This is a genomic window from Hymenobacter cavernae (assembly GCF_014641455.1).
GTDB classification, from domain to species: Bacteria; Bacteroidota; Bacteroidia; order Cytophagales; family Hymenobacteraceae; genus Hymenobacter; species Hymenobacter cavernae.
On the sequence record NZ_BMHT01000004.1, the window covers coordinates 287,524 to 311,808 of the forward strand.

14 protein-coding genes and 1 pseudogene are annotated in these 24,285 nt (G+C 58.7%); 1 reads left to right on the forward strand and 14 read right to left on the reverse strand.

The genetic code is table 11. From position 1 onward, the window contains the following. Positions 1-66: 66 nt before the first annotated feature. The 10 genes and pseudogenes from IEX74_RS12310 to IEX74_RS12355 form a co-directional block, all read right to left on the reverse strand. On the reverse strand, positions 67-1,113 hold the full coding sequence (locus IEX74_RS12310) for an LLM class flavin-dependent oxidoreductase (protein WP_188814294.1): 1,047 nt from the start codon (positions 1,111-1,113) through the stop codon (positions 67-69). A 219-nt stretch (positions 1,114-1,332) separates the two neighbouring features. After that, on the reverse strand, positions 1,333-2,184 hold the full coding sequence (locus tag IEX74_RS12315; RefSeq protein ID WP_188814295.1) for a DNA/RNA non-specific endonuclease: 852 nt from the start codon (positions 2,182-2,184) through the stop codon (positions 1,333-1,335). 43 nt (positions 2,185-2,227) lie between these two features. Further along, entirely contained in the window at positions 2,228-3,376 is a 1,149-nt protein-coding gene (locus IEX74_RS12320) for an MBL fold metallo-hydrolase (RefSeq protein ID WP_188814296.1), read from the reverse strand. A gap of 53 nt (positions 3,377-3,429) precedes the next feature. Beyond that, positions 3,430-3,912 (reverse strand): annotated as a pseudogene (locus tag IEX74_RS12325) (transposase); the annotation flags it as partial. Continuing rightward, positions 3,888-4,205 (reverse strand): transposase, encoded by a 318-nt coding sequence (locus tag IEX74_RS23490; RefSeq protein ID WP_188814298.1) that lies wholly within the window; start codon positions 4,203-4,205, stop codon positions 3,888-3,890. The pseudogene IEX74_RS12325 and the gene IEX74_RS23490, both read right to left, overlap by 25 nt. A 211-nt stretch (positions 4,206-4,416) precedes the next feature. Continuing rightward, the gene (locus IEX74_RS12335) at positions 4,417-6,828 is read right to left on the reverse strand and encodes a glycoside hydrolase family 2 TIM barrel-domain containing protein (RefSeq protein ID WP_188814299.1); all 2,412 of its coding nucleotides are present in this window, start codon (positions 6,826-6,828) and stop codon (positions 4,417-4,419) included. Positions 6,829-7,010: 182 nt separating this feature from the next. Next, entirely contained in the window at positions 7,011-8,642 is a 1,632-nt protein-coding gene (locus IEX74_RS12340) for a glycoside hydrolase (protein WP_229755250.1), read from the reverse strand. 100 nt (positions 8,643-8,742) lie between these two features. Beyond that, positions 8,743-10,281, reverse strand: coding sequence for a RagB/SusD family nutrient uptake outer membrane protein (locus tag IEX74_RS12345; protein WP_188814301.1), 1,539 nt, complete (start codon positions 10,279-10,281; stop codon positions 8,743-8,745). Between the two features lie 22 nt (positions 10,282-10,303). Continuing rightward, complete coding sequence (locus tag IEX74_RS12350; protein WP_188814302.1) at positions 10,304-13,375, reverse strand: SusC/RagA family TonB-linked outer membrane protein; 3,072 nt, start codon at positions 13,373-13,375, stop codon at positions 10,304-10,306. 53 nt (positions 13,376-13,428) lie between these two features. Next, positions 13,429-15,288: a glycoside hydrolase family 35 protein gene (locus IEX74_RS12355; protein ID WP_188814303.1), complete on the reverse strand. Its 1,860-nt coding sequence runs from the start codon at positions 15,286-15,288 to the stop codon at positions 13,429-13,431. Between the two features lie 817 nt (positions 15,289-16,105). Between IEX74_RS12355 and IEX74_RS12360 the strand changes: the two genes are divergently transcribed. Next, positions 16,106-17,140: a glycoside hydrolase family 43 protein gene (locus IEX74_RS12360; RefSeq protein WP_188814304.1), complete on the forward strand. Its 1,035-nt coding sequence runs from the start codon at positions 16,106-16,108 to the stop codon at positions 17,138-17,140. Between the two features lie 66 nt (positions 17,141-17,206). On the opposite strand, the gene IEX74_RS12365 is transcribed toward IEX74_RS12360, so the two are convergent. From IEX74_RS12365 to IEX74_RS12380, 4 genes are all read right to left on the reverse strand, one after another. Further along, on the reverse strand, positions 17,207-19,447 hold the full coding sequence (locus IEX74_RS12365; RefSeq protein ID WP_229755251.1) for a glycoside hydrolase family 3 N-terminal domain-containing protein: 2,241 nt from the start codon (positions 19,445-19,447) through the stop codon (positions 17,207-17,209). Between the two features lie 193 nt (positions 19,448-19,640). Next, positions 19,641-20,708, reverse strand: a complete 1,068-nt coding sequence (locus IEX74_RS12370) for an endo-1,4-beta-xylanase (protein ID WP_188814306.1) — start codon at positions 20,706-20,708, stop codon at positions 19,641-19,643. 106 nt (positions 20,709-20,814) lie between these two features. Next, positions 20,815-22,677: a glycoside hydrolase family 2 protein gene (locus tag IEX74_RS12375; protein WP_188814307.1), complete on the reverse strand. Its 1,863-nt coding sequence runs from the start codon at positions 22,675-22,677 to the stop codon at positions 20,815-20,817. Between the two features lie 72 nt (positions 22,678-22,749). Beyond that, positions 22,750-24,270, reverse strand: a complete 1,521-nt coding sequence (locus IEX74_RS12380) for a RagB/SusD family nutrient uptake outer membrane protein (RefSeq protein WP_188814308.1) — start codon at positions 24,268-24,270, stop codon at positions 22,750-22,752. Positions 24,271-24,285 lie beyond the last annotated feature (15 nt).

Genomic DNA, 24,285 nt, shown 5'->3' on the forward strand with positions numbered 1-24,285 from the left:
GCCCAAAAACTTTGTTTCATGGGCAAGCGCCAGGGCGTTGAAAAACCGGTGGGCGAGAGAGGGCGCCTACCGCGACTGACCGGCGTAATCGGTAACGGGCCGGCCAGCAGTTGGCTGACCTAGGTTCGCCAGCAGCTCATAGGAGCGCAGGCGCGCCGCGTGGTCGTAGATGTGCGCCACGGCCAGCAGCTCATCAATCTGGGTGGCATCCACGAACTGCTGCACCTGCCGCTGCACGCGGGCCGGGCCGCCAATGAAGGAGTAGGACATCATCTGCCCCACGGCTTCCTCTTCCATGTCGCTCCACACGCCTTCCATGCTGTCGATGGGCCGTTGCAGGGGCTTGCTGGTGCCTCGGATGATGCCCAGCGCCAACTGGTAGAAAGAGGTAGCCAGGCGGTCGGCTTCTGCGTCGGTATCGGCCGCAATAACGTTCACGCAAGCGGCAGCGTACGGCGCGGCCAGGTACTGCGACGGACGGAAATTGGAGCGGTACAGGTTCAGGGCGGCCTGCAAGTGCGTGGGCGCGAAGTGGCTGGCAAAGGCAAACGGCAGACCCAGGTAGCCGGCCAGCTGCGCGCTGTAGGTGCTGGAGCCCAGCAGCCAAACCGGCACATCCGACCCTTCGCCCGGAATGGCGCGCACCCGGCTCGTGCGGTTTTCGGCCGACAGATACGTCAGTAACTCCTGCACATTCTGGGGGAAGTCGTTCACCGAGCCCTGCAAATCGCGGCGCAGGGCGTGGGCCGTCAGCTGATCGGTGCCGGGCGCGCGACCCAAACCTAGGTCGATGCGGCCGGGGTAGAGCGTGGCCAGGGTGCCAAACTGCTCGGCCACCACCAGGGGCGCGTGGTTGGGCAGCATGATACCGCCCGAGCCTACGCGGATGGTAGAGGTGCCGCCCGCGATGTGGCCGATCAGCACCGACGTAGCGGAGCTGGCAATGCTGGCCATGTTGTGGTGTTCGGCCAGCCAGAAGCGCTTGTAGCCCCAGCGCTCGGCGTGCTGCGCCAAATCCAAGCTGTTGCGGAAGGTGTCGGCGGGCGTGTAGCCGTCCCGAATAGCCGCCAGATCCAGAATAGAAACGGGCAGCTCAGCAATATTTTTAGGCATGATGCGCGGAAATACAATGGTAATTCTGGTAAACAGGCTACCTAGGTCGGTTGTTCCGCGGCTGCGCTGTTGGCTACTGGTGGGTAAGTAGTAGAATGCGCTTAACAGCACGTCATTCCGACCAGCGGGAGGAATCTGGCGTGCAATGGTAAACCGGACGATTGGAGCTACTACTGCACGCGAGATTCCTCCCGCTGGTCGGAATGACGTTCTCGCAACCTAGCTTGTGGGGCCTTTATCTACGCTGGCTTCCAGTGTTTTCTGCACGGCGGTCGGCACGGCGGAAAGCAGATCGTAGCCGGTGGCCTGCTCGATGGCATCGACGGTGGTGCGGTAAGTGGCCCAGTTGGTGTTCACGGTGTTGTCGTTGGGCACGTTGATGGCAATGACGCGGGTGCTGGTGCTGATGCGCTGCACGTCGTTGGTGCCCACGGGCAGTACCACGACCACTTTCCAGCAACGGTCCGGCACGGTCACGCGGCCATTGTCCAGCGTGGTGGCGGCGCCATTGCTGCCCACGCCGCCCCGTCCGTAGCTTCCGCAGATGATGTACAGCTCGTTGCCCTGGTCGACGAGCGTGCGGCAGTAGTTTTCCAGCCCCACCCAGGTGCGCTGGTTGTTGTTGGGGGCTTGCGGCGTGATGTTGGTCATCAGAAACGTGGCCGAGTTGTCGGCCGCGGAGCTGGTGCGGTCGGCCGAAGGGCAGTTGTGGCCCCGGTCGAAACCCGAGCCGGTGTAGCTGCTGGTGGTCACGCGGTACCAGCCGGCGGGCAGCTCATTATCAGCCGCGAAGTTGTCCTGCCGGTCGGCCGAGCCAAGCCAGGCGCTGCTCAGGTGCCAGCTCACCCAGTTCGGGATGCCTCGGTCGCGGTGGTAGCTGAGGGTATACTGCGACTTGACTAGCAGGTAATTAGTGGGGTTGTTGGCATCGGTGGTGGCGCCGCTGGGGTTGCCCAAAGCTAGGTTTTCGTCGCGGGTAGGCGTAGTCGGCGCGGGCGAATCCTTTGAGCAGCTGATAGCCAGTAGGCCGGCAAACAGGTAGGAGAGAAGGCGGGAACGAGAGTACGGCATAAGGCAAAGGTGAAGAAAAGCAGGCATTCCTGGCAGTGGAAGCCTACCTATTGCCTTCTATAGACAGCGCTTCCCACCAGTGCTCCTGCGGCAGCAGCGCCCCGAGCACCACCGGCTGGCCCAGGCGCGGGGTGGTGAACAGCAATTCAGGATGCGCCTTCGCGGCAGCCGAGGCGCGCCGCACCGGCTCGTTCCAGGGGTGGCGCGCCTCCGTGAAGGCGCCCCAATGCACGGGCAGCATCACGCGGGCGCGCACGTCGAGGGCCGCTTGCACGCTCTGCTCGGGCCGCATATGAATCTCTGCCCAGTCTTCGTTGTATTGCCCACATTCGACCAAAGCTAGGTCGAAGGGGCCGTACTGGCGACCAATATCGGCGAAGTGCGCGCCGTAGCCGCCGTCGCCGGTGTAGAACAGACGCTTAGCAGCAGACTTTATCACCCACGAAGTCCACAACGTCGAGTTGCGGTTGCCGAGGCCGCGCCCCGAAAAGTGGCGGCTGGGCGTACTGGTCAGCGTGAGGCCCGGCAGACGCACACTGTCGCCCCAGCTTACCTCCCGAATGTGCTCGGGTGCCACGCCCCAGGCCCGCAGGTGCGCGCCAATACCTAGGGGCACGCAGAAGACACCCACTTTATCCTTGATCTTCTGCACCGTCTGGTAATCGAGGTGGTCGTAGTGGTCGTGGGAGATGAGCACGGCGGCAATAGCCGGCAGCTGCTCGGGCCGAATGGCCAGCTCGGGGTTGTAGCGCTTAGGCGTCGCCCAGCGCGCCGGCCCCATCCCGATGCTCAGCATCGGGTCGAGCAGCACGTTCTGGCCGGCAATTTCCACTAACGTGGCCGAGTGGCCAAACCACGTCACGCGCACCAGCTCGGGTGTTTTCTGGGTGATGGTCAGCGAATCCAGCTTTTGCAAAGGCAGCGGACCGGGCGGGTCGGCGTGGGGCGTGGTCTGGGTCAGAAACTTCCACATCGTGCTGATGGTGCTCCCGCCGGTCATCACCTCGGTGGGTTGCAGGTTCCGAAATTCGCCGTCGCGGTAGTGGCCGGTGCGGGCGAAGGCGACGCGCTCGGCCTTCGTGGGCTTGCCACCTAGCTCGGGGCTCAGAAAATTGAAGGCCACAGCAGCCAGGAGCAGGGTTCCGAGTAGTCCGCCGGTGGTCATGAGGAAAATCTTGAAGGGCTTACGCATTCGCAGGGAGTTGTAGGTTGCCATACGCAATACACAGCTTTCTTAGAGGCTGTTTAAGTTAGCTTAGTTAATCGTCTGATATTGGCCAGGTGGAGCCAGGCGTTGGCATGGGCAGTTTTGCGTTCGTAGTCTTTGGCTAAGCGCCGATTATTGCTCGCCCAGGCAATGCTGCGCTCGACCACCCAGCGCTTGGCGTGGATAAAAAAGCGGCCTTTCTGCGCGAGCACGCCCGTAGGCACTTGCGCTTGGATACCTCGCTGGTCTAGGTGCTGGCGGAAGTGACGGCCAAAGCCGCCATCCACGAATACGGTTTGCACTTGATCGAGCAACTCATTGCCCAGCACTAGGGCGTCCCACACTCTTGCGGCGGTGGTCCCGTCATGACAACTGGCCGCTACCACGCAGCTAGCTAGTAGATTACCTAGTGTGTCCACCAGAAAAAAGCGTTTGCGGCCCTTGATACGTTTGCCGGCGTCGTAGCCTACGCTGCTCGTGCTAGTAGCCGTATTTTTCACGCTTTGACTGTCGAGAATGGCGACGGTGGGCTGGGCCTTTTTTTTGCCCGCTCCCGGGCGCTAATCGTCAAACAGGCACTGACCCGCTGCCAAGTGCCGTCAGCAGTCCATTTGGTGAAATAATAGTACACCGTGGGCCAAGGCGGAAAATCGGCTGGCACATCACGCCACACGCATCCATTCTTGAGCACGTAAAAAATCCCGTTTACCACTGCCTGTAAGGGCCATTTGCTCGTGCGCTGTACCACCAACAAAGGCGCCAGCTTCGCCCACTGACGTTCCGTCAAATCCGAACTGTAACGCTTTTGCTGCATGCCCAAAGCTACGTGCTAACTTAAACACCTTCTAAGCTATTTTCCCGGATAGAATAGGCTAGCGAAGTAGGAACGCGCCACGGCGCGTTCGTCGTTGAACGATGCCGCTTAGCACCTCCTGCGGGCACGTCGCCCAGACGAGAACGCGCCGTGGCGCGTTCCTACAGCGCTTCGACCTCCGCCTCTACTCGAAATAACGCAACCCGCTGACTTATAGGCTGGCTTTCAGCTCCACGGCTTTCCCGCTCAGTCCCGGCGATTGCAACGATACTTTCACCGGCCCGGCTCCTGTGGCCTGCACATACACCAGCAACCGGCCGCGGTACGCCTGCCGCTTGGTGCCTTTGTAGTCTTCGTGGCTGGCTAGGTCGCCGCTCTCGATGCCGAGCAGCTTGGCTGGGCCTTCCACCGCCACGGTCACTTCGTTGGTGGCCGTGTTTACCGGATTACCGTTTTTGTCGACTACCATTACTTCAATCTGAGCTAGGTTGTGGGCTTTACCAGACAGCGCGGTGCGGTCGGCGGTGGCTTGGATAGCGGCGGGCGCTTCCACGGTTTTCAGCACCGTGCGGCTTACTTCCTGCTCCTTTTTGTAGCTCTTCGCCAGCAGCTCGCCGGACTGATAGGCTACGTCCCAGGAAACTTCGCGGCCCTGCTTTTTACCCAACGACTTCCCGTTCAGAAACAGCTCCACGGCGTCGCCGTTGGTGAAGCTCACGACGCGGACCTGGTCGCCGGCGTTCCAGTTCCAGGTGGCGTTCAGCTGCCGGTGGCCGCCGCGCTGTTGTTCTTTCGGCAGCGGCATAGCACCTAGGTACACCATCGGTTTGTCGGACCACAGGCTTTGACGGAAGTAATACTCCGGCTTCGGAAAGCCCGCCAGGTCGAGCAGACCGGCGCCATTGCTGCGCTGGGGCCACTTGCCGGCCTCACCCAGGTAGTCGATGCCGGTCCAGAGGTATTGGGCCGAGATGTAGGCGTTGGAGTCGACTGCGGCCCACGCACTGCGCGCCATGCCGTTCTCGCTGCCGTAGGTAACGCGGTTTGGGTACTTCTGGTGGTCTTCGGGGTAGCGAAACTCCTGGTAATTATAGCCCACAACGTCGAGCGAAGCGGGATAATCCGTGAAGTTAGACATCACCACGCCGGCCAGCGCCGCCGTGATGGGCCGCGAGGTATCGTACTTTTTGGCCACGGCTACCAGGTGCTTGGAAAGCTCGCCCAGGCGGCTGGCGGCGGGGTGGTCGGGCAGGTAGCCTTTGCCGTAGATCTGCGGGTTGCGGCCGGTGTTCAGAACCTCGTGGGAGTAGGGGTCGTTGGGGTAGTCAATCTCGTTGCCGATGCTCCACATGATGATCGACGGCCGGTTGCGGTTGCGCAAAATCATGTCACGCAGGTCGCGGTCGGCCCACTCCTTGAAGTACTGGTGCGAGCCGAATTTGGCGGGCGTGCCCACGTTCCAACCTTCCACCCACTTGTTTTTGCCCTCTTCCCACTCGTCAAACGCCTCGTCCATCACCAGAAAACCTAGCTTGTCGCACAGGGCGTAGAAGTAGTCGGCGTGGGGGTTGTGGCTCATGCGGATGGAGTTGCAGCCGCCTTCCTTTAACGTTTTCAGCCGCCGCTCCCACACGTCCATCGGCACGGCCACGCCGAGTGCGCCCGCGTCGTCGTGCAGGCATACGCCCTTGAGCTTTAGGTTATTGCCGTTCAGGAAGAAGCCTTGGTTGGCATCGAAGCGGATGCTGCGCACGCCTACTTCCTCCACCACTTCATCCGTCACCTTGCCTTGTACCGAAAGCGCCACCCGTAGCTTGTAGAGGCTAGGTTTATCCACTGACCATAGACTAGGTTTGCTGATTTTCAACGTCATAGCAGCGGGCGTATCTATCTTGGGTTTAGCCTGCACTTGCTGCTGCGCGGTGGCTACTACCTTGCCCTGCGGATCTACGAGCGTGCTTTTTACCAAAACGGTAGCTGCGGCGGCCGTCATGTTGTTGACAGATACCGTGACCTTGCCCGTAGCAGCGCTGGCCGACACATCGGGCGTGGTGAAGCCGACGCCCCAAAGGCCAACGTGCACGGGATCAGTCGCTAACAAGTACACATTGCGGTAAATACCCGAACCCGTGTACCAGCGCGAATCGGCAAATTCGGTGTGGTCGACTTTCACCGCCAGCACGTTTTTGCCGCTGGCTTTCAGGTACGGTGTCAGCTCATACTGGAAGGAAGCGAAGCCGCTGGGGCGCTTGCCCAGGAAGTGGCCGTTGAGCCAGACTTCGCTGTTTTTGTACACACCATCGAAGTACACGAAGACTTTTTTTGAGCGGAAGCCGGTGGGCACGTCGAACGTCTTGCGGTACCAGCCGATGCCGCCCGGCAAGTAGCCGGTGGCACTGGCCCACTCCTGACTAAATGGTCCTTCGATGCTCCAATCGTGGGGCAACTCCAGGCGGCGCCAATCAGCATCGTTGAAATCAGCCTTTTCGCCCGCCGTCACGTCGCCTTTGTGAAACTTCCAATCAGCGTTAAATAACAACTGTTGGCGGGGCGCCTGAGCCTGGACCCTGCTGGAGAGCAAGCTGCAAACCAAGAGGAAAAGGAGTAGAAAGTTGGTTTTCATTGAAGCGGACGTTTTGGGTGGGGAATGACAGTTTTAGCGGTGGGCCGTTGAAGCGCTGTATGAACGCGCCACGGCGCGCTCGTCGTTGAACGGTTGCCGTTCGAGCCGCTTAGCGCCTACTGTGGGTATGTCGTCCGGACGAGAACGTGCCGTGGCGCGTTCCTGCAACAGACCACCATCTTCTAGCGAATGTCGCTGACCAGCGTCGTAATGGAGCGCGGGGCCAGGTGCACCGGTTGATCGGCTTTTATAACGGTGCCGGGTTGCAGATTGGTAGTGGCGGAGGTGGTGTAGGTGCGCACCGAACCTAGCTTTTTCTGGCCGAGCTTCAGCCGCAAATCCGTTGGCGTAGTGGCCGAGTTGACAACCACCGTTATCAGTTGCTTGCCGGTGGCGCTTCTGTAAGCTGACACCAGTAGCTGGTTGTCGATACCTAGGTTTTGCTCAAGGCGAGCATCGACGCGGACGGCGCCAGGGCGAATGTAGCGGCTGTAGTTGCCCAGCGCCCACAGCATCTTACTCACCTGATAGTTGCCGTCGGCTTTCGTTTTGTCAATGTAGATCAGACCGTCTTTGTAATCGTAGGGCGAGATGGCGAGCCACCACTGCCAGGCCGCCGCATTTGCCACCGCGAGGTCCATGTGAATGGTGCGCGCCAGGTACAAGGCTGCTTCCATACCTAGGTCGCGCTTGTTGCCGTTGATTTCGCCGGCGTTATCACCCAAAATGCAGTACTCCGACTGCCAGTAGTTCAGCTTATCAACCGTTGCTACTTTGTCGGCTAGCTGCTGGCGCGTTGCAACCGCCTGGTTGTAAGGTGAAGTGGTAAAATAGCTGTGGGCAGCAATGGTGCGGGCTACACTGGGTAGGTTGCCCACGTACGTGGAAGCAGTTGGGCTGAAGAAGGCATTAATCTGCTCGCCGCGGTCGGGCTTGTCTTCCGTGGCAAACAGGTAGTTGATCTTGCCGGCTTCCGTGAGCAGGATTTTGGTAGGCAACTGTTGAGTAATTAGTGCCTTATCCAACGCCTTAGTAAGGCCGGAAATTTCCTCGTTGCGGAACGGGCTGCCTTCCTGCTTCGGGTCGCTCCAATCCCACTGCGGCTCATTGACTGGGCTGACATAATCGAAAGTAATGCTCGTGGTCTTCTTCACGCCTTGCACCACATTGGCAATGAACGTGGCCGTAGCCTCGTAATTAGCCGGAGCTAGGTTGGTTTTGCCGCCCTCGGCAAAGGCTCTGCCCGTGATAGTATACTGCACGGGCGGGCTGTTCAGAAAACCCAGAAACTGCTTGACGCCCCGCTTCTTAGCAGCTTGCAAAAACCAGACCTGCCCGGCCTGCCGCGTCCAGTCGTAGCGGCCATCAGGCAGCATAAACGACTCGGCACGGTGCCACTCGTCGCGGATGCCGCTTTGCTCGCCCTGCTGCGTACTGCCCGCCCCAATGTTGAAGCGCCACATCGACAAGCCGATACCCTTGGGCTGGCCGCCGGCCTTGTCATCAATGCTGAACAGCAGGTCCGCTATGGCGTCCTTCTTGGCTGCGGGCCACTGGCCCACAAACTGACATGCCCACGCATCCGACGCGCTGAAGTTGTCGATGGTCTGGTACGTCTTCGTATCATCCAGCAGCACGGTTATGGCTTTGGCTACCCCAGCAGAGCTAGGTTTGGTAGACTGCCCTGTACTCGTTCCGGTAACAGCCAGCAGCACAAGCGCGCTTAAGGTCAAGCGTGGCTTCGTGATGCGCGACCTGCTAAAAAGCAAGCTAGGTAGCGAAGCTACTGCACTAGAATTAAGTAGTGTTCTCATTACAAAGCTTTTATAAAGGGCTAGCACAAGACCAAAAAAGAACGTAGCCAGCAACAAGGAGCAAGCGGCTTGTCCTTATTGCTGGCTGCGTCAACCTAGGTTAGTACCCAGGGTTCTGCTCCACATTGCCGCCGGAGAGCTGAATCTGCGGGGTTGGAATGGGGAAGAAGTTGTTCTTTTCGGTTATCTGGTCTTTCACTTTGCCCTTATCGTAAGGGTCGGTGCTGGTCACTTGTGCGGCATTGAAGGCCTGAATAACAGCCACTAAGCGGTGCTGCCGCACCAGGTCGTAGTAGCGGTGGCCTTCCATAGCTAGCTCCAGCCGGCGCTCCAACCAGATGTGGTTCAGCAGCTGCGTGCCCGTAGAAGTGCGGGGTAGTACGGTGCCGGGCTTCAGACGATTGGCGCGGGCGCGCACCAGGTTGAGCGAGGTGCGGGCTTTATCTTCCTGACCCAGGCGGTAGGAGGCCTCGGCGTGCATCAGCAGCAAGTCGGCATAGCGCAACTCGATGCGGTTGAGCGGCGAGTGGTTGCTCTCGTTGGCCGGCCGGTCTTTCAGCAGCAGAAACATCTTGCGGCTGATGCGGCCCGATTCGTTCTCGGAGGGCTTAGTGTCGTACTTGGAGTAGTCGAAGCTGGCCGTTTTCACGTCCACACTGTCGCCCTGCTTGATGATGGTCCACTTCAGGCGTGGGTCGTTTTCCCGCACAAACGCCTGCTCCAGGTTGCTGCTCGGCGTGTTGAAGCCCCAGCCGCCGTCGGCCCGGCTCCGCATCACCACGGTGAGGGACGTACCTAGGTTAAAGGTCTGATTGGCATTGTAGTTAAACTCGAAGATGGATTCGCTGCCGTTGGGGTTGCTCACGCTCCACACCCGGCTGAAGTCGTCGTTCAGGTTGTATTGATTCGAGCTAATCACTCTCTCGGCGTACTGCTGCGACTCGGCCCATTTCTCCGTAAACAGGTAAGCTTTAGCCAAGTAGGCATTAGCCGCGCCTTTCGTAGCGCGCCCCTTGTCGATAGCGGCGCGGGCGTTCTTCTCAGGTAGCGCGTCGGCAGCGTCTTTGAAGTCCTGAATGATCTGGTTGTAACACTCTTCGGCAGTAGCGCGCTTGTAGGTCAGCGCTTCTTCGGCCGTCACGGGTTGTAGCACCAGCGGCACACCGCCAAAGCCTTTCACCAGCTCGAAGTAGTTGTAGGCCCGGATAAACTTCACTTCGCCAATGAGTTGCTTCTGCAACTCGGCATCAATCGGAGCCTTGGCAATGCCCACCAGCGCGGCGTTGCAGTTGCCGATGGCTTGGTAGAGGTGGGTGTAGCGGTTGTCAAACCACTCATTATTAGGTAGCCAGAAGAAGCGAGAGAAGTCGCCAAACTCGCGCTGGTCACCGGCAATGGCGTTGCCCTTCCAGGCATCATCGGAGCCTACGTCGCCGAGCATGCGGGTGCGGTCGAGCTGCCACCAGTCGCTCTGGTCGGAGAGGGAGTAGCAGCCCATCACGGCCGCTTTGCACTCGTCGGCGGTGGTGTAGTAGTTGTTGGTATTCTGCTGACCGCGAGGTGGTTCGTCCAGAAAATCCTTACAGGCTTGCAGGCTCAGGCCGAGCACCAACGTGAGAAGGAAGCTATATTTTTTCATGATTGCAGCGGCTGTGAGGGAATTAGAAAGCAATGTTGGCGCCTACCAAGTAGGTGCGGGAGGTGGGGTAGTTACCTAGGTCAACGCCGCGGTTGAGAGCCGAAGGCGTATCGGTGTAGGAGCGGCCGTAGCCGATTTCGGGGTCGAGGCCGGAGTAGTTCGTAATGGTAAACAGGTTCTGAGCACTCACGTACACGCGCAGGCTGCTGGTGTGCAGGACCCTGGAAGCCGACTGCGGCAGCGTGTAGCCGAGTTGAAGGTTCCGCATGCGGGCATACGAGCCATCCTCCACGTAGAAACCAGAGAAGCGCGTGAGGTTCTGGTTGTTGTCGTTGGCCACGATGCGGGGCACCGTGTTCGAGGTGCCTTCGCCGTGCCACGCCTCATCTTCCAGGCCGGCGATTTTGTTGTAGTTGTAGCTGCCCGAGTACCACCAGCCTTTGTTGGCATTCACGATGTCGTTGCCGAGGCTGCCCACCAGCGAAACCTGCAAGTCGAAGCCCTTGTAGCCCGCGTTCAGGTTTACGCCAAAGGTCAGGTCGGGCGTGGGGTTGCCGATGTACTTCTGGTCTTTGGCGTCAATCACGCCGTCGTTGTTGAGGTCGGCGAAGCGGAAGTCGCCGGGCTTGGCGTTGGGCTGTACCAGCGCACCCGTTGGCCCTTTGTAGGCGTCAATGTCACCCTGATTCTGGAAGATGCCCTGGCTCTGGTAGCCGTAGAAAGCACCCACGTAGCCGCCTTCTTCGGTTTTAGAAGGACGTCCGAAAACAGGGGTGTTGCCCGAGTACAAGGCTTGGCCGTTAGCTAGCTTTTTGATCTTGCTGATGGCGCGGGTCGCGTTGATGTTGGCGCCGTAGGTGAAGTCGCCCGTCGATTTGGCGTAGCCCACCGAGAAGTCTAAGCCGTTGGTTTTCATGCTGCCGATGTTGGTCACGGGGCTGTTGTAGCCGTAGCCCGCGTGGCCTGGAATAGACTGGCTCATCAGCATATCAATGGTATTGCGGCGGAACACGTCGGCCGTCACGGTCAGCCGGTTTTGCAGGAAAGCTAGGTCCGTACCGATGTTGTAATCCTCCACCGTTTCCCACTTCACGTTCGGGTTGGGCACGTTGTTCTGAATCACGCCGAGCTGCTCGGTGCGCGTGTCGCCGGTCACGTAGTACACCCGACCTAGGGTGCCGATATAGGCGCTGTTCGTGATGCTGCGAATGTTCTGGTTGCCCACCCGGCCCCAGCTCGCCCGCAGCTTGAAGAAGTTAACGGCGCTTATGTCTTTCATAAAGTTCTCGTCGGAAAGCAGCCAGCCGGCTGAAACCGAAGGGAAAACACCCCAACGATTAGCCGATGGAAACACCGACGCGCCGTCGCGCCGGATGCTGGCGCCCAGCAGGTAGCGACCCTTGTAGTCGTAGTTGACGCGCCCAATCAGCGAGGCGATAGTGTTCACAAAGTCATTGCCTTCTATGCTGAAGTTGGCCGTGGCCGCGTTGGGGTAGCGCAGGTCGGGCGAGTTGCTCGGAATGGCCTGCCCGAGGGCAGCATTCGTGCGGGTGGTGAATTTCTCCAGCGTCACGGCGGCCAGCGCCGAGATGTTGTGGTCACCTAGGTTCTTGGTGTAGTTCAGCGTGTTGGTGTTGTTCCAGTTGATTTCGATGTTGTGCTCCCTCCGTAGCGAGTTGACCTGGGTGCGTTCGTTCGGGTCAATGGTATAGAACGGGCTGAAGAGGTTGCGCTCGTACACGTTGTTATTAGAGCCAAACCGAGTCTCGAAAATCAACCCCGGAATAAACTCGTAGTTGGCGTACACGGTGCCCACCAGAAAATACTGGTTACGCTTGTCGTCGTTGCGCTCCACAACGGCCAGCGGGTTGGCGAGGTCCGTAGGCGATGCGCCGTAGTAGTCGTAGGGGTTGCCCGACGTGCCCGGCACCCGCGCCGGCGTGATGGGGTCGTCGTTGAAGGCGTCGCGGAATAAGCTGCCGCTGTTCAGGTACTTCTGATTCGTCATGGAGATGTTGAAATCCTCGCCGACTTTCAGGTGCTTACCCGCCTGGTACTCCGACTTCATGCGCAGCGAAAGACGCTCAAAATCGGAGTTGCGCACTAGGCCCTGCTCCTTGAAGTAGCTGATGCCGGTCGAGTAAACAACCTTGTCGCTGCCGCCCGACAGGCCCACCGAGTAGTTCTGGGTGCTGCCGCGGCGCGAAATTTCCTTCCACCAGTCGGTGCTTTGCGTGAACGACGCCGGATCGGGGTACACCGTCGGCCGGCCCGAGTTGGTGGCCGCCAGGTTCATGATGCGAGCGTACTCGCTGGCGGATGCCATGTCCGGAACCTTGGTCGGGTTCGACACACCGTAGGTCACGTCGAGCGTAATTTTTGGCTCGCCTTTCACGCCGGCTTTGGTCGTAATCAGAATAACGCCGTTGGCCGCCCGCGAACCGTAAATAGCTGCCGAAGCCGCGTCCTTGAGCACGCTCAAGCTAGCTATGTCTTTCGGGTTCAGGTAATTGATGTTCGCCACCGGCAGGCCATCTACCACGTACAGCGGACTGTTGCCGTTGATGGTCGAAAGTCCGCGGATCAGGATTTGCGGTGAAGAGCCCGGCTCCGAGCCGGCGCCTACCACCGATACGCCCGCGGCTTTGCCTTGTAGGGCGCTGCCTACGTCAGCCACCGTGAGCTTGGAAAGCTCCTGGCCTTGCACCGTCGTAACGGCATTGGTGAGGCTGCGCTTTTCCTGGGTGCCGTAGCCAACGACCACGACTTCGTCAAGTGCCTTGGTATCAACACCTAGGGTCACGTCTACGGTCGTGCGGCCGGCAATGGCTACCTCCTGCTGCTTGTAGCCCACAAAGGAGAATTGCAGCACGCCGGTGGCAGGGTCGGGTACGCTCAGCGAGAAGTTTCCCTGCGTGTCGGTGGCGGCGCCGATGGTGGTGCCCTTTAACAGCACCGTCACGCCGGGCAGGCCCGCGCCGGTGTTGTCTTTCACGGTTCCTTTGACGGTAGTCTGGGCAAAAGCCGCCGTCATGGAAAGGAAGAATAGAAGAAAGCACACGAAGTGTTCCTTCCTAGGTATATAGTTTTTCATAAAGTGTTAGGTGGGAAGTAGAGTGAGAAATAGTGAGAAAGTGGCGGCGGTACTCAGTCGAGTTTTCCCACGGCCGGCGACGGTAAGCTGCTCAGAATGGGTTTGGGTAAGCTCTTCAGCGTGTTTTGCTCGGGCTTCAGCAGCTCCAGCACAACGACTTCATTTTCACCTTTCTTGAGCCATTCCACCGGCACGTACAGCGTCTGTTGGGGGCCGGCTTGCCAGTAGCGACCTAGCGAGTGCCCATTGATCCAGACGGAACCTTTGCCCCAGGTGCGCATGTCGAGGTAGGTGTCGCCGGTTTGGGTGAGGGTGAAAGTGCCGCGCTTGACGGCGGGGCCGGCAAGGGCTTTAGCGGCGGTTTTGGCCTTGAACAAGGAGGCGTCGGCCCGCTCAAACGGTAAGCTGAACATCTGCCAGTTCTTCACTTCTTTGCCGCCCAGCAGCACTTTCTCCGTAATGCCCTTGCGGTTCTGCAGCAGGTACTTGCCGAAGTTGATCCGACCTAGGTTTTCCACCAGGATTTCCAGTCGGGCCGAACCTTTGGGTAAGGTGAGGGTCAGGCTTTCCTGCTTCAGGCGGCGGTCCAGCACGCCCACACGCTTGCCATTCACGAAGACCAACCCATAATCCCGCAGGTCTTTAATCTTCAACGTGCTAGTCGTGCCGCCCGGCACCGTAGCGCGGTACAGCATGTAGCCGTAGGCCTGACCTAGGTCTTCGAAGGTGAGCGGCGTGGTGCTGGCTTTCGGGGCGGGCAGCATGTCGAATACGCTCACGGCTTGCGTGAACTGCACCGCCGGCAGCGTGATGGTCGGCTTGGCGGCCGGCACCGGGGGCAGCTTCACGCCCACGGGCAAGTGCTTCTCGATAACGCTGCGAAACGCCATAAACTTCGGCGTAGCATTGCCGGCCTCGTCGAGGGGCGCGTCGTAGTCGTAGCTGCTGATCTGGGGCTCGTAGGCCACCGAGTCGCTGAAGTTGGCGCCGTTCATGAAGGCCCGCGTGGTGCCGCCATGAAACATGTACATGTTGATGGAAATACCCGCGGCCAGCACCGTATCGAGGCGGCCGGTGTACTTGGCGGCCGGCACCGTGTGGTGCGGCGCCCCCCACCAGTCAAACCACGCCGGGTACCACTCGGCAATGAAGTATGGGCCTTTGCCGCCGTGGTTTTCGCGCACGACTTGCTTCACTTTCGCGGGGTTGTCCCAGCCATTCACGGCCGGCAGCAGACCTTCCAGGTGACCCTCCTTCACCTTGGCGCCGGGGTCGCAGGTGTAGAGCAGGCCATCAAAACCAGCATCCTGGAACAGCTTGCGGTTGATAGCCAGGTATTCTTTGTCGCTGGCGTAGAAGCCGTACTCATTCTCGACCTGCACCATCAGCACCGGCCCGCCGTGGTTGATCTGCAAGGGGGCCAGCTGCTTCCCAACTTCCTGAATGTAAGCCTTGTATTCGGCCAGGAACTGCGGCGACTTGCTGCGTACCACCAGTCCTTTTTCGTTTTGGAGCCAATACGGATAGCCGCCAAATTCCCACTCGGCGCACACGTAGGGGCTAGGTCGGAGCACCACCCAGAGGCCTTCTTCCTGGGCCATCTTCACGAAGGCGGCAATGTCGTTGTTGCCGCTGAAGTCGAACTTGCCTTTCTGCGGCTCGTGCAGGTTCCAGAATACGTAAGTGCCTATCGTGTTCAGACCCATGGCTTTGGCCATTTTCATGCGGGCCCGCCAGGCTTCCCGCGGCACGCGGGGGTAGTGCAGCTCGCCCGAAATCATCTGGAACGGCTTACCGTCGAGCAGAAAGTGTTCGTCGCCGAGGGTGAAGGTGTGCTTGATCACCTGGGCATTGCCAGCCAGGGGCAGCAGCCAGATACTGAAGAATAGAAAGAGCCAGGAAAGATTCCGCATGGGTAGTTTAGGGAAAGAGGTCGGGTGATGTATGAAATAAGGATAGGAGCTAGCTGAAGCTGAGCACACAAACGTTTGTGAAAACCTAGGTAGTCGGAGTGGGCAAACTGCTCTGTTGGCTATTCACTGGGTGGCCCAGACGAAGGCGCGTGAGGCACCTCTTATAGGATAGAGTCAGACGAAGGAGCTACAGCAGGGTGGGAGAGAGGAGAGCTTCAGATTGTGCCGGGCTGCACTTGCTGAAGCAGGACGCCGAGCTGTTGAAAAGGCCGAACCCCTGGATTATCTGCACTCCTTTTGGCGAGCAAACAAGACTGTTATCAGGAAAAGGAAAAACGGATTATCAGCGCCCTAAAAGTACCTGACTGGTATTGCCCAAAGGCGGGATGTTTTAGGCAAAAAGTGGAGCCAAATTCGTCTGAAACTAGTGTTATTTGACTTATTTCAATTTTAACTGGTATAATGTCATGTAAATATGGCGTTTCTGGTGGGTAAAGACCGTTTTGAAGCTGTCTTGGAACCTAGGTGCTAACCCATAAAAACAACCGAGCCTCAGCAGGACGGCACCTAGGTCCCAACGACGGCGCCGCCCCGCCGAGGCTCGGTTGTTACTAGCTGGCAGATGCTGCCAGGATGCCACCCGGCCGGGGCGGCTCCGCCCACGTAGCCTTTCGTCTTCTGCCGATTTTGGGGGCGCTTTCTGACCAGTTTACCGCCTCTAGCTGGCGGGTTATTGCTGTAGCTTTGCCGTAGTGAGCTGCCGGTTATGGCTGGTCCGAACGGCGGCTTCGTTTCACCTACCTTCGTCTAACGCCCTATGCTTGCCCACCCCACGCTACGCCGCCCGAACACTGGCTGGCTGCTCTTGCTCTTAGTAGGCTGCCTGCACTTTTCACTAGCCGCGACGGCCCAGCGAACAGGACCTCCGGTCTTGAGGAAAAATGTTCCGCTGGATTCTATCGGCCTGAGCGACCCGTTCATTCTGGCCGACGCGAAGACGCATCTGTATTACATGACCGGAACAGGTGGGCTGTTGTGGAAGAGTAAGGACTTGCGGCTCTGGGACGGACCTTATCAGGTCGCCAAGCCCAACCCCGCCTCCTGGATGGGACCAACGCCGATGATCTGGGCCGCTGAAATTCACCCTTATAAGGGTAAATACTACTATTTCGCCACCTTCACCAACCGGGCCATCAAGATTGATACCGTGCAGGGAAGCGCCCTGGAGCGGCGGGCCAGCCACGTGCTAGTGAGCGACAAGCCCGATGGCCCCTTCGTGCCCATGCAGGATGAAACCTATCTGCCGGCCAACAAGTCGACTTTAGACGGTACTTTTTGGATTGATAAGGACGGCAAGCCGTACCTGGTTTACTGCCACGAATGGGTGCAGGTCCTGGATGGAACCATCGAAAAGATAGCACTAAAGCCTGATTTGAGCGGCACGACCGGGGCAAGCAAGATCCTGTTCCGCGCCAGCGACTCGCCCTGGAGCCGGGAAAAGGACGCTGCCGGCCACGACCGCCCTAATAAAGTGACCGATGGCCCCTACCTGTTTCGGACGAAAACCGGGCGACTGGGTATGATCTGGACCAGCTGGGTGTATGACGTGTACACCCAAGGCGTGGCTTACTCAGCAAGCGGCACGCTCGACGGCCCCTGGCAACAAGAAAAAGACCCCATCACCCCGCCCAATTACGGGCACGGCATGCTATTCCGCACCTTCGATGGCAAGCTGCTAATGTCTATTCACAGCCACAAAGACATAAAAGGGCATTACCGCCGTATTCCGCACTTGTTTGAAGTTGACCTATCCGGTGATAAACTAGTGGTCGCCAAGCCATATCGGTCTTAAAGTCAATGAGGTATAGATGCAATAGTTTGCGTCTATACCTCATTGATAATAGTAAAATCAGCTTAGCTACGGCAGCAGTGTGAACTTGCCTTCCAGCCGAATATCGTCCGATGCACTGCCGAGCATGAGGTTGAAGTCGCCGGGTTCGGCTACCCATTCCAGCTTTTGGTTGTAGAAAGCTAGCTTTTCCTTGTCAATGGTGAAGGTGATGGTTTTGCTTTCGCCGGGCTTGAGCATCACTTTCTGGAAATCCTTCAGCTCTTTCAACGGGCGCACAGTGGAAGCTATTGGGTCGTGCAGATAAAGCTGCGTCACTTCTTCGCCGGCCACGTTGCCGGTGTTCGTCAGGGTAAATTGCACCTGAATGGATTCGGCCGCCGTCATAGTCGGGCTGCTGAGTTTCAGGTCGGAGTAGCGGAACGTGGTGTAGCTCAGGCCGTAGCCAAACGCGTAGCGCGGCGTGTTGGGCACATCAATATAGGCCGACTTATACTTGATCTGACCGGGCATCGTCACGGGGCGTCCGGTGCTGTACTGCGTGTAGGCAACGGGAATCTGCCCGACTGCGCGGGGGAAGGACGAGGGCAGCTTGCCCGCGGGGTTGTAGTCGCCGTAGAGCACGTCGGCCAGGGCATTGCCGCCTTCCGAGCCCGGCCACCACGCGTACAGAATAGCCTCGGCACGGTCGGCTATATTATTGAATATCAAGGGGCGCCCTGCCAGCATCACCGCCACTACTGGCTTTCCAGTGGCTTTTAGGGCATTGAATAACTCCTCCTGCACGCCCGGCAGGTGAATATCGGCCCGCGACTTAGCTTCGCCGGTCATGTCCCAAGTTTCTCCTACCGTCAGCACGACTACATCGGCTTGCTTGGCGGCTTCCACGGCAGCGGCAAACCCTTGGCGGGAATTGCCTTCTACGTCGCAGCCTTTTGCGTAAAGCACCTGCGTATTCTTGCCCGCTCTCTTGGTCAGGCCATCATATATAGAAACGATTTCGGTTGTGTCGGCCAGCACCGTCCAGCTGCCACCTAGGTCGCGTTTCGCTTTGGACAGCGGACCGATAAGGGCAATCTTACGGAGCTGCTTTCCCAAGGGCAGCGCATTGTTTTCATTCTTCAGCAGCACCATCGATTTCTGGGCCATCTGCCGGGCCGCCACGCGGTTCTGCGGATCGTTCAGCACCTTCTTTTCGCGCTTGGCATCCGAGAATTTGTATGGATCGTCGAACAAGCCTAGCTCGAACTTCTTGCGCAGGATACGGCGCACGGCTTCATCTACTTGAGCTACGTCTACCTTGCCATCTTTCACGAGGTGAGCTAGGTTCTGGTGATAGGCGTCGCTTTCCATGTCCATGTCGCTGCCGGCCGCAATGGCTTTCTGTGCGGCATCAGCTAAATTTTGGGCGTAGCCCCACGGTACCATTTCGCCGATGCTGCCCCAGTCTGATACTACAAAGCCCTGGTACTTCCACTGGCCTTTCAGAATGTCGCGCTGCAGGTAGCTGCTGGCGGTGGCCGGAGTACCGTTCAGGGTGTTGAACGAGTTCATGAACGTGGCCGCGCCTGCATCTGCCGCCGCTTTGAAGGGCGGGAGGTAGGTTTCCCAGAGTTGCTGTTGGCTCATATCTACGGCGTTGTAGTCGCGGCCGGCAATGGCGGCACCATACGCGGCGAAATGCTTGGCGCAAGCCATCACGGCATCGGTGCCGCCTAGCTTCTCTCCTTGAAAACCGAGCACACGAGCCTTGGCGATCTGCGAGCCTAGGTAGGTGTCTTCGCCAGCGCCTTCCATCACGCGGCCCCAGCGTGGGTCGCGGCCTACGTCCACCATCGGCGCAAATGTCCAGTGGATGCCCGAGGCGGCAGCTTCCTTGGCTGCCACATGCGCGCTGAGCCGAATAGCGGCCATGTCCCAGCTAGCGGCTTCGGCCAGCGGCACCGGAAAGACCGTCTTGTAACCGTGAATAACATCGAGACTGAACAACAGCGGAATCTTCAAGCGCGACTTCAGCGCCTCCGCCTGGATTTCACGTGTGTCCTTCACGCCCTTTACGTTCAGCATGGAGCCCACTTGCCCGCTCCGAATGCTGTTGAGCAGATCGTTCTTGCGGTTGCTCGCCGGCCCAGTTAGCTCGCGGCCGGAGTACTGGTTCAGCTGACCTACCTTCTCCTCCAGCGTCATTTGCTGGAGCAAGGCCGTTACCTTTTGCTCGATGGCCGCAGAGCTAGGTTGCTGTTGCGCGAAAGCAGAGGCGCTGACCGAGAGTAGCAGGAAAGAAAAGAATAGGCGTTTAGAAGAAGGCAAAGGCATTCGGTTAGAAGTTAGAAAAGCAAAAAGGCACGTCATTCCGACGAGAGGAGGAATCTGGCGTGCAATGGTAAACCTGACGATTGGAGTTACTATTGCACGCCAGATTCTTCCTCTCGTCGGAATGACGTTCAACGACTGCACGCAAAATTTCTCACTCAGCTCGGAATGACGTTATTGGTATAGGGTCTTACTGCAAGGCCTCCACGATGCCGTCGTAGGCGGGCTTGCGCTGGTAGTTGTCGTCGAAGGGCAAAGGCCAGTCGGAGCAGCTGCAAAAGCCGCGGATCCAGGTGTCGGCGTCGCCTACGTTCCAGGTCGTGATGCCGAAGCGCTGGGCGGCGGGCAGGGCTTTGAACGCTTGCACAATGGCTTTGTACTTCGCTTTTTGCGCGGCGGCCAGCTCCGGCGTGAAGGTGAGGCCAGCCTTTTTATCAGGATTCAACGCAATATCGAGTTCGGCAATGTGGACTTTCAGCCCCGTTTGGCCGGCTGTGCTGATGGCGGTAGCTAGATTCGTATCGGCGCGGTTGATGTTGGTGTGCATCTGCAAGCCGATGCCGTGAATTGGAATACCGCGGTTTTTCAGGCCGTTCACTAGGTTCAGAATGGCGGTGCGCTTGGTGGGGCCCCACTCGTGGCCGTAGTCGTTGTAGAAAAGCAGGGCGGCGGGGTCAGCCTCGTGAGCGTATTGGAAAGCGCGGGCAATGAAGTCGGGACCTAGGTGCTGGCGCCACACGCTGTTGCGCAGGGTGCCGTTGTCTTCGAAGGCTTCATTTACCACGTCCCAGGAAGCCACTTTGCCCTTGAAGTGCGCGACGACGGTTTGAATGTGGGTCTTCATTAGGTTTTCCCACGCCGCCGAATCGCCTTGAAAATTGGTCACCCAACTCGGCAACGACTTGTACCACACCAGCGTGTGGCCGTGCACCCGGGCGTTGTGCTGCTGCGCGTACGTCACAAGGTAGTCGGCATCGCTCCAGGTGTAGGTGGTCTGACTCGGATGCAAGGAGCCGAACTTCATGGCGTTTTCCCCAGTCAGGCTATTGTACTCGGTGGCGACTGTCTGCTCGTAGGCGGGCCGGTTTTTCAGCAAACTCACATTCACCGCTGCGCCCATCGGAAACGGAGCCAGTTGCTTTAAGCCAGTCACGGCGGGCGTGGTGGGGCTAGGGTTGTCCTCACCGGTTTGCTGATTAGGAATGCAGTACGTCAGCAGACCTAGGCTGAGGATGCTCAAGAAAAGTTGTGTTTTCATGCGTGGTGGGTTTTAGCGTGCTTTGTGGTCGGGGTTTGAGTAGCGCGAACTTTGTAGTCCGCGCTGGTGACTTGTGCAGCCTCATGCGCGGACTACAGAGTCTGCGCTACTTGCTGTCGTACTTCTGGGCTTGCTGGCGGTAGAACTCTTGCAGCACGTAGAAGGCCTTTTTCTTTTGGCCCGAGCTTGAAATCAAGCCTTTGCGGTTGAAGCCGTTCTGGTACACAGGGTGCTGGCGGCGAGTGGCGCGGAAGTCCGTCAGGATCCAGGGCGTCATGCCGCGCAGGTTGCCGATGGTGCTCAGCATTTTAAGCTGATTTTGGTACAAAGCCTCCTGGTATTCTTCGCTCCAGCGCGTCTCGGCGTCGCCGTGGTAGCCGGCCAGGGCATCGCCGCCAAACTCGCTGATAACTACTGGCTTGTTGTACTTGATATTGAAGGTATACTTGGTGATTTCACTCGGCTTGCCGCCCCAATACCAACCAGCGTACTCGTTGATGCTGGTTAGGTCGAGGTACTCGCCCAGCGGGTCATCCACGATGACATTGTTGCCGTCGCGATGCAACTCTAGGGCGGCCGAAATCAGACGGGTGTCGTCTAGCTCGCGGGCTTTTTTGGCGAGGCTGCTCATGAACTTCAGACGCGGGTCACTCAGCGGCGTTTCGTTGCCCACGGACCATACCACGATGCCCGCCCGGTTCTTGCCCATCGAAATGAGGTCCGAGAGCTGGGTTTCGGCGTTTTGGTAGGTAGCGGGGTTTTGCCACGAAATCGTCCAGTACACCGGCACTTCGGCCCACACCATCAGGCCTAGCTCGTCGGCTAGCTTCAGCATGGTTTCGTTGTGCGGGTAGTGCGCCAAGCGCACAAAGTTGCAGCCTAGCTCCTTGGCCCAAGTTAGCAGCATGCGCAAGTCGCCTTCGCCACGCGCCCGGCCCGGAATGAGTGGATTTTCATCGTGGATGGAAATACCGCGCAGGAATGTCGGCTTACCATTAAGCAGCACGTCGGCGCCGCGGGTCTGGATGCTACGGAAGCCAATGTGGTCCTGCACCGCGTCGCTGCCGCTGCTCAGGCTCACGGCGTACAGCTTGGGGCTCTGCGGCGACCAGCGCGTGAGCTTCTTAGCCGGCACGCTGAAGCTAGCTTTGCCTTCGGCGTCGGTTTTGAGTTGCTGACGAATCTTGGCCTCGGCAATATCGAGTGTCACGGTTTGGCCGGCCTTGTTGTTGCCGCTGAGCTGTACATAGCCCGCCAGCGTATTCGGGTCGTTTTTGGCCAGTTGCACCTTGTAATCAGTGATGTAGGTCTCGGGCGTTTCGGCGATGAAGGCGCTGCGCGTGATGCCGCCGTAGTTCCACCAGTCGGTGTTGATGGTCGGTACCTCATCCTGGCGGCGGGTGTTGTCGGCCTTCACCACCACAAAGTTGTCGCCGTCGGGGCTGAGCCGGTCGGTGATGTCGTACTGAATCGGCGTGAAGCCACCCTTGTGCATACCTAGCTTCTTGCCATTCAGGTAGATGTGCGACTCGTAGTTGATGGCGCCGAAGTACAGGAAGTAGCGCTTGCCGGCTTGCGGCTTCAGGCTGAAGCTTTTCTTGTACCAGATAGTGCCTTCGTAATACAGCAGCTTGGGATCTTGCGAGTTCCAGTCGCCGGGTACTTGCAGGGTGGCCGAGTGGTCGAAGTCGTACTCGATCAGTTCAGGCTCCTGCTTGGAGCTAGGTTTCTGGTTGTCGTAGTAGCCGCCCTTGCCCGATTTCGATTGGTCGAATGGCTCGCGGCGGTAGTCGTAAAAGCCGTTTTCGTAGGGGTCGATGATGTAATTCCAGTTGCCATCGAGGCTGAGCACGCGCCGCGCGGGCATGTTCTGAATAAGGGTAGACTGTGCTCGAAGCGGTTGAACGGCCCACGAGCCAAGCACAAGCAGCACGGCCAGTAGTGCCTTTTGTAAAGGTTGGTTTTTCATGAAAGGTGTTGTGGTAGTAAGACAGCGCAATGCTAGCCTTATTTCTGGATCGAGGGCTAGGTTGTTTTACACCTAGTACCCTGGGTTCTGCGTCAGCACAGGATTGGTTTGTATTTCCTGAATCGGTACAGGGAACAGCAGGTCGTGGCTGTCGATGGTGTTGGTAGAGGCGTTGCGGGCGAAGTAGGCGTTCATCACCTGAATAGCGCGGTTCGTGCCGTTGCGCTCGGTGCGCACGAGGTCGAACCAGCGGTGCCCTTCCATGTTCAACTCCAGGCGGCGCTCTAGCTCTAGCCGGTCGCGCAGCGTGGCTTGGGTGGTCGCGATGGGCAGGTCGACGGTGGCGTTGGCGGTAGTCGCGGGCAGGTTGCGCGAGCGACGAATGACGCGGTTCACGGCGTCGAGGGCTTGCGTGGTGGGGCCACTGCGTTCGTTTATTGCTTCTGCGTACATCAAAAGCACGTCGGCGTAGCGTAGCACAATCCAGTCGTTTTCGGCGTCGGTCGAGCTAGTGGGCGTGTCGATGTATTTCTTGGTGTAGTACACTGTGCGGTTTTGGCTGTCGGTGCCGGTGCCGTAGGAAGCGGCGGCGCGCACGTCGGTGCTGCCACTGGCGGTAAAGGCAGCCACCAAGTCAGGATCAACGGAGTTGAACTGCTGCGGACTACCCGACCCACCGTTCACGGCCGTTACCGCAATGGGCAGAAACCAGTTGGTGAACGGGCTGCCAATACCTAGCCCGCCCTTGCTGTAGCGCACCGCAAACAGAATCTCGTTGTTCATCTCGTTGCTCGTCAAGAAGATATTGGCGTAGCTAGCCTGCAACGAATACGTAGTGCCCGTGACAAGCGGCTGGAGCTTGTCGGCGGCTTGCTGGTACTTCTTCTGCGTGAGATACACCTTGCCGAGCAAGCCCGTAGCGGCTCCTTTCGTAGCCCGACCTAGGTTGGCCGCAGTTTGCGTGACGGGCAGGTTGTTCTCGGCAAAAGCTAGGTCCTCTTCAATCAGCGCGTACACCTGCTCGGCTGGCACGCGGCCAAATTGGTAGGCGTCGGGGATGGAAGCAATTTCGCCGGTCACCAGCGGCACATCGCCCCAAATGCGCACGGCGTTGAAGTACGTCAGGGCCCGGATGAAGCGCGCTTCCGCGTAGAGGCGGTTGCGCGTGGCCTCCGTCAGCTTCACGGCGCCGGCCCGGCTCAGCACAATGTTGCAGCGGGCAATGGCGCGGTACGTGGCCAGCCAGTGGCTTTGCAGGTGCGTATTGTCGCTGACGAGGGTGAAGTCGTTGAACTCGTTGAGCCGCTCGCCCGAAGTCAGCGCGAAGCTATTGTCGGAAGTCACTTCGGCGTACAGAAAAATGCCCCGGTTGCTGGGCGACGACTTGCCGTAGAGCTCCTGCAAGGAAGAGTAAGCGGCCGTCACGGCGGTCAGAATGCTCAGCGAATCGTTGTAGCCTTCGGTGGTCGGCACCCGCGTCGGGTCATTCAAGTCGATGAACTCTTTGTTGCACGAGGTAGTGCCCAGCGCACCCAGGCCAAGCAGCGCCGCCACGCTGATGCTGGCGAGTATATTCTTGTAGTGGAAAGTCATGGGAGGGAGAGGAAA

Excerpts from the sequence above, each read along its gene's own strand:
- IEX74_RS12310 (WP_188814294.1), bottom strand. The coding sequence starts at position 1,113 with ATGCCTAAAAATATTGCTGAGCTGCCCGTTTCTATTCTGGATCTGGCG.
- IEX74_RS12315 (WP_188814295.1), bottom strand. The coding sequence starts at position 2,184 with ATGCCGTACTCTCGTTCCCGCCTTCTCTCCTACCTGTTTGCCGGCCTA.
- IEX74_RS12320 (WP_188814296.1), bottom strand. The coding sequence starts at position 3,376 with ATGCGTAAGCCCTTCAAGATTTTCCTCATGACCACCGGCGGACTACTC.
- IEX74_RS23490 (WP_188814298.1), bottom strand. The coding sequence starts at position 4,205 with ATGCAGCAAAAGCGTTACAGTTCGGATTTGACGGAACGTCAGTGGGCG.
- IEX74_RS12335 (WP_188814299.1), bottom strand. The coding sequence starts at position 6,828 with ATGAAAACCAACTTTCTACTCCTTTTCCTCTTGGTTTGCAGCTTGCTC.
- IEX74_RS12340 (WP_229755250.1), bottom strand. The coding sequence starts at position 8,642 with ATGAGAACACTACTTAATTCTAGTGCAGTAGCTTCGCTACCTAGCTTG.
- IEX74_RS12345 (WP_188814301.1), bottom strand. The coding sequence starts at position 10,281 with ATGAAAAAATATAGCTTCCTTCTCACGTTGGTGCTCGGCCTGAGCCTG.
- IEX74_RS12350 (WP_188814302.1), bottom strand. The coding sequence starts at position 13,375 with ATGAAAAACTATATACCTAGGAAGGAACACTTCGTGTGCTTTCTTCTA.
- IEX74_RS12355 (WP_188814303.1), bottom strand. The coding sequence starts at position 15,288 with ATGCGGAATCTTTCCTGGCTCTTTCTATTCTTCAGTATCTGGCTGCTG.
- IEX74_RS12360 (WP_188814304.1), top strand. The coding sequence starts at position 16,106 with ATGCTTGCCCACCCCACGCTACGCCGCCCGAACACTGGCTGGCTGCTC.
- IEX74_RS12370 (WP_188814306.1), bottom strand. The coding sequence starts at position 20,708 with ATGAAAACACAACTTTTCTTGAGCATCCTCAGCCTAGGTCTGCTGACG.
- IEX74_RS12375 (WP_188814307.1), bottom strand. The coding sequence starts at position 22,677 with ATGAAAAACCAACCTTTACAAAAGGCACTACTGGCCGTGCTGCTTGTG.
- IEX74_RS12380 (WP_188814308.1), bottom strand. The coding sequence starts at position 24,270 with ATGACTTTCCACTACAAGAATATACTCGCCAGCATCAGCGTGGCGGCG.